This is a genomic window from Synechococcus sp. R6-10 (assembly GCF_047461815.1).
In the GTDB taxonomy this organism is placed as follows: domain Bacteria; phylum Cyanobacteriota; class Cyanobacteriia; order Thermostichales; family Thermostichaceae; genus Thermostichus.
In genome coordinates this window covers 1-5,130 of sequence record NZ_JANSHW010000010.1, presented here as the reverse complement: position 1 = coordinate 5,130, position 5,130 = coordinate 1, and the positions used below count along the sequence as shown (strand labels likewise).

The following is a 5,130-nucleotide window of genomic DNA, read 5'->3' as shown; positions in this document are numbered from 1 at the left end:
CGGCGAATCTACTGGCAGGGCGACCTGCTGGCAACCTAGCTCGGTGCCAGGCCCACCACCCTAACCCAATCAAGAGGAACCCAATCAATAGGGGGGGTGGCTTCCGTCAAGCCTCTCTACCTGAAAGCTGACACCATTGGGTGAAGGCAAGCTAGTGAGGTAACAGTTTTGTCGACCATTAGCTTGCCATGTTACCTGCTTTACACCAGTTGGCTCGTTCTGCCAGAGCGGTCTTCGTGTACGGCATGGGAGAGGGGGGGATGTAATCCAACTTCACGATCCCTATCCGTAGTTACTCTTGGCATCTATCGACATCTAGCAGCAGCAGTGAGCTTGCAGTCGGGGTTACGAGGGATCCTCAGCCCACAGGTGATCGACGAACCGAGGGGAGTGGGAGAATCCCTGGCGGACACGGAGGCTTTGATCCAGGTTTGGCATGGACGCGGGGAGGGGCAAATTTACATCTGGGTCAGGTTCCATGCTCCTTATTCTGGCCATCCTGAGAGTTTTGTCCAGGGATCCGCTCTAGCCCAAAGGTATGGAGTGAGGCTGCACACCCACTTGGCGGAAACTCGCCGGGGAGTGGAAACTCTACAGGCTCGCTATGGATTGACCCCGGTGCAGTGTTTGAAACGCTGGGGATCCCTGAGTGCTCAGACCTTGGCCGCCCACTGTGTGCATGTGGGGGCTGAAGAAATCGAATCGAGGAGATGCGGTTGGCGGTGTTTCTGCAGCGGTTGGGATCGGGGGATGGAGCTGCTCTGTCGGCGCAACAGGCTTTGTGGATGGCTACACAAGGCAGTGCCGCCTGTCTGGGGTCTGGAAGGGGAAATCGGCAGCTTGGAGGTGGGCAAAAAAGCGGATTTGATCTTGCTGGATTTGCGCGTGGGCACCGCTAACCGCTATGCCAAAAAGCTCGCCACCTGCTTGTGAGAACCTGTGGGCTGCATTTTGACCGTGACTCTATTGCACAGCTCAAAGCGGCCCTCGTCGGGCATATGCTCGAAGAATGTGTTAGGCGTCAGAGGAGCAGCGACAGCCTGGATCACAGATATAACCCCTGGTCATTCGTCAGTGGTGCGGAGCGCATTGGGGGCATCCTAACCCCGCCAGCGGGCTTTTGGAGCATCCTGTGAATAGCTCTCAGGGTGCTTGCACGGGCGGTGGGTTGTTGCGCAAAAACGGCTGTACGGCTACAAATCCCAACCCAAACGATCCAATGACTAAGACGACTGCAGCGGCCATCCAAAGTACGGCAGAGCCCTGGGATCCGTGATGTTGCTCCCGTACCCGCTGATAAATGCCGGTGGAATAGGCTGAGGAGTCTGCCTCGCCGAGATAGGGATCCGGGCCGCCCCTATCCTGCATCAACTCGTCCAGGGAAGGAACCTGGTAGCCAGTGCGGGGGTAGGGCTCGGCAGAGGTGTGGGTGGAAGGGTGGCGAAGGGAATCAAAGGAGGACGGGGCAAAGCCGTTGGATGAGAAGGAGGGGGTCTCGTTGCGGGCCTGTCGGCGCTTGAGGCGATTCAAAAAATCGTAGCTGGGAGGGGCTTCCGGTTGGCCGGGATTGGCAGTCGGGCTGTTCTGTTGGAAAGAGGCTTCAGAAGCTGCAGCAACTTGGGCAGCCTGGCCATTTGCGTCAGCAAGCCGTAGGCTGATTTGCTGCAGGCGCTTCAGGGTGTGGCCCAATTGCCCCTGGAACTCTCGGGTGATGGCAGCGAGCTCTCCAGACAACTGCTGATGCAGAGCGCGCAGGTGCTGGTTTTCCGAGGAAAGCAGGCTTACCTGCTGACGGGCAGACTCCAACTCTTCGGCCACTTGTTGATACACCTGAATCGGCACCACCCCTGGCCCCGTCTCCATTGCGGCAGGGGAGCGAAAGCCACTGGGGTTACTGTTGCTGTTGCGAGCGCCAGAGGGGCTAGAACCCCGAAAACCGTATTGCATAAATTGGGATCGACTCGGAAGGACAGGGGGCTGGGACAGCTTGACACAGAGGGATCCAAGATATCAGGGATCTCCAAGGATAGTGCTGAACACCGGCAACCTAAAGGTGTGCAGCTCTAGCTTTAGTGTAAGCCGCGATTGCTACCCCAAGCATACCGCTAAGCCTTTGGAATGGGCGATCCCTTCACAGTAATTTTTCCGGCCCACAAGCGCCACTTCTCCGCTGCTCCCAGGTTGCGCTGTCGTTCCCACGTCACGAATACTCCCCCACCAAGTCTGGAGAACCAGGAGATTCGGAATTTGAGGCAGAGGAGTCCTGCAGCAGCCGCTCCAGATCCCGTCGCAGAGGTGGTTCCAACTGTTCCAGCTCATTGACAAAGTCTTTTATACCCTGAAACTGGCGATAAACGGAGGCAAAGCGCACGTAGGCCACCTCACTTAGGTGTTGCAGGCGCTCCAGCACCATCTCGCCGATGCGCAGGCTGGTTACCTCTTGGGCATCTTCCAATTGCAGCTTTTCTTCGATCTCATTGACCAGCTCTTCCATCTGTCTGACGGTGACGGGGGTTTTTTGGCAGGCACGCATCACCCCTTGCAGGATCTTGTTGCGGTTGAAACTTTCGCGGGATCCATCCCGTTTAATGACCATGATGGGCATGAACTCGATGCGCTCATAGGTGGTGAAGCGGTAGCCACAGGACATGCATTCTCGCCGCCGCCGCACACTCTGGCCACCTTCTGCCGAACGAGATTCCAAAACTCGGATTTCTTGTTTGCTGCAGCGGGGACATTTCATGGCTTGCAGTCCTTACAAAGCGACAGGTGGGTAGGAGGGTGCCTCAATTTTACCGGATGCTTAATCTTCTGGTGCTTAGACAGATTGCAAATGAGATGGACTCTGTTCGTCGAGTGCAGATTGCAAGGGATCCCACCAAGCAGCGGCTTGCGCCTGGATCTGGGCCTTCAGCTCCGGTTCCATGCGATCCAAATGGATCAATACCCATTTCATTCTGCCCAAGGGGGCTAAGAGGGATCGCTGACGCAACAGGAAGTCCCAATACAACGTATTGATGGGGCAGGCTTGTTTGCCAACCTTTTCGCTGGGATTGTAGCGGCAATGGCGGCAGTAGTCACTCATTTTGCGGATGTACTGAGCAGAGGCGGCATAGGGTTTGGTGGAGAGCATGCCCCCATCGGCAAAAAGGCCCATGCCGATGACGTTGGGCTGCATCACCCAGTCGTAGCTGTCGATAAACACATCCTGAAACCACGCTTCTACTGCCTGGGGCTGAATGCCACTGATGAGGGCGAAATTGCTGAGCACCATTAGCCGCTGGATGTGGTGGGCATAACCATGACGGCGAATTTGATCCAGGGTGTGCTGCAGACAGGCCATGTCGGTTTTGCCCGTCCAAAAAAACTCTGGCAGGGGTCGCTGGTGGCCAAAAAAGTTGTTCTGGGCATAGCCGTTGGGCATTTGGTATTCGTAGAAGCCGCGCATGTACTCCCGCCAGCCCAGGATCTGGCGGATGAAGCCTTCGGCGGAGGGCAGGGGGATCCCGCCGCGATGGTAGGCTTGTTCGACGGCAGCGATGACTTCGTGGGGGGTGAGCAGGCCCAGATTAAGGTAAGGGGAAAGCAGGGAGTGGTAGAGAAAGTCTTCCCCAGTTTGCATGGCGTCTTGCCAAGGGCCGAAGTGGGGCAGGCGCTCGTGGATGAAGTGATCAAGCACTTGCAGGGCTTGGGCGCGGGTGACGGCCCAGCCAAATCCTTCTAGAGATCCGAAGTGATGGCCGTAGTGTTGCTTAACTTTTGTGATCACGGCCTGGGTGATGGCGTCGGGGGGGAAGGTGAGGGGCTGGGGGTAGCGCATTCCGGGTTTGGGAGGATGGCGGTTCTCCCGGTCGTAGTTCCAGCGCCCGCCCAGGGGCTTGGGGCCGTCCATGAGAATGCGAAAGCGTTTGCGCCCTTCGCGGTAAAAGTCTTCCAGGAGCAGGCGCTTGCGACCTGAGGCCCAGTCGATAAATTGACGAGTACTCCAGAGGAAGTGGTTGTTTTCCAAGATCAGGAGGGGGCAAGGGAGGGTGGATCTCAGCTTTTCTATTTCATCTCGGACGGGAATATCGGCGGGCTGCATGAGGCGGATCTGCTGCAGTTGATGCTGCTTGGCCCAGGTTTGCAGCGGCTCGGCATAGCTGTCGGCTTCCACGTAGGTGACTGGGTAGCCCCGCTGTTGCAGTTCTTGGGCAAAGTGGCGCATGGCCGACCAGACCAGCACCAATTTCTGCTGGTGGTGGTTGCGGGAGCTGGCCCAGGTGTGGGATTCGATGAGAATGACCGGAACTCGGTCTGGGGATAGGGTTGATAGGGAAGCGAGGGCGGATTGCTGTGGGTGGAGTTGATCCGCAAGGATCCAAACCCCTTCTGGGCCGGCAGATGGAGCGATCATGGGATGCTGAAGCTCTCGGTCTATGGGAGGAGCGCTGAGAATGACACAGGTTGAGTTTAGCTCTGGGGGGCAAGGCCAGGTGGCAGTTGCAAGGGATCCCAATGTCTGCTGAATCTCTGCGGATTGTTTTCAAAGCATGAACGGTACAGACGAGGAGAGAGAGACATTGCCGGAGAGACCCCACAGGCCGGGGATCCCTTTCCTGCGGTGGTGGGCCGGGCTGGGGATGGTGGCCCTGCTGCTGCTGGTGATCTGGAATTGGACGGATCCCTTGCCGCCGGCGTGGGATGAGGCGCAGCATTTGTTGCAGGCGCAGGCGTTTGGGCTTCACCTGGGACGGTTTCGCTGGGATGGGCTGTGGGGGCAGCAGTTTTTGCATTTGAACCAGCGCTACCCCCCTTTGGCCTATTGGCTGGGGATCCCCTTGGCGGCTCTGCATCCCTTCAGCCGGGCGGACGGGCAGTTGCTCAACTTGGGGTTGCTGGGGGTGCTGGTTCTGGCAACGCAGCGGCTGGGACAGCGGGTCTATCGCTCTGGGGAAGTGGGCTGGCTGGCGGCGGCGTTGGTGCTCCTCTATCCGGGGATCACGGCTTTGGCCCACGTGTACATGTTGGAGTTGCCGCTGGTGGTGGCGGTGACGCTGGCGTTTTGGGCGCTGTGGGCCTATGGGGAGAAGCCTTCCTGGTGGGGGGCGGTGGGGGTGGGGGCGGGGGTGGCGGCGGTGCTGCTCACCA

Annotated in this window: 4 protein-coding genes and 1 pseudogene; 2 read left to right on the top strand and 3 right to left on the bottom strand. The window is 58.2% G+C overall.

Annotation, left to right across the window (positions count from 1 at the left end):
• The first annotated feature begins 168 nt into the window (after positions 1-168).
• On the top strand, positions 169-933 hold the full coding sequence (locus tag NW837_RS00305) for an amidohydrolase family protein (protein WP_414328721.1): 765 nt from the start codon (positions 169-171) through the stop codon (positions 931-933).
• A 210-nt stretch (positions 934-1,143) separates the two neighbouring features.
• Here the strand turns inward: NW837_RS00305 and NW837_RS00300 are convergent, their stop codons facing one another.
• From NW837_RS00300 to NW837_RS00290, 3 genes are all read right to left on the bottom strand, one after another.
• The gene (locus NW837_RS00300) at positions 1,144-1,947 is read right to left on the bottom strand and encodes a hypothetical protein (RefSeq protein WP_414328720.1); all 804 of its coding nucleotides are present in this window, start codon (positions 1,945-1,947) and stop codon (positions 1,144-1,146) included.
• Positions 1,948-2,200: 253 nt separating this feature from the next.
• On the bottom strand, positions 2,201-2,743 hold the full coding sequence (gene nrdR, locus NW837_RS00295) for a transcriptional regulator NrdR (RefSeq protein WP_414328718.1): 543 nt from the start codon (positions 2,741-2,743) through the stop codon (positions 2,201-2,203).
• A gap of 75 nt (positions 2,744-2,818) precedes the next feature.
• Complete coding sequence (locus tag NW837_RS00290) at positions 2,819-4,396, bottom strand: cryptochrome/photolyase family protein (protein ID WP_414328717.1); 1,578 nt, start codon at positions 4,394-4,396, stop codon at positions 2,819-2,821.
• Between the two features lie 136 nt (positions 4,397-4,532).
• Here NW837_RS00290 and NW837_RS00285 point away from each other — a divergent pair.
• Positions 4,533-5,130 (top strand): annotated as a pseudogene (locus NW837_RS00285) (hypothetical protein); the annotation flags it as partial.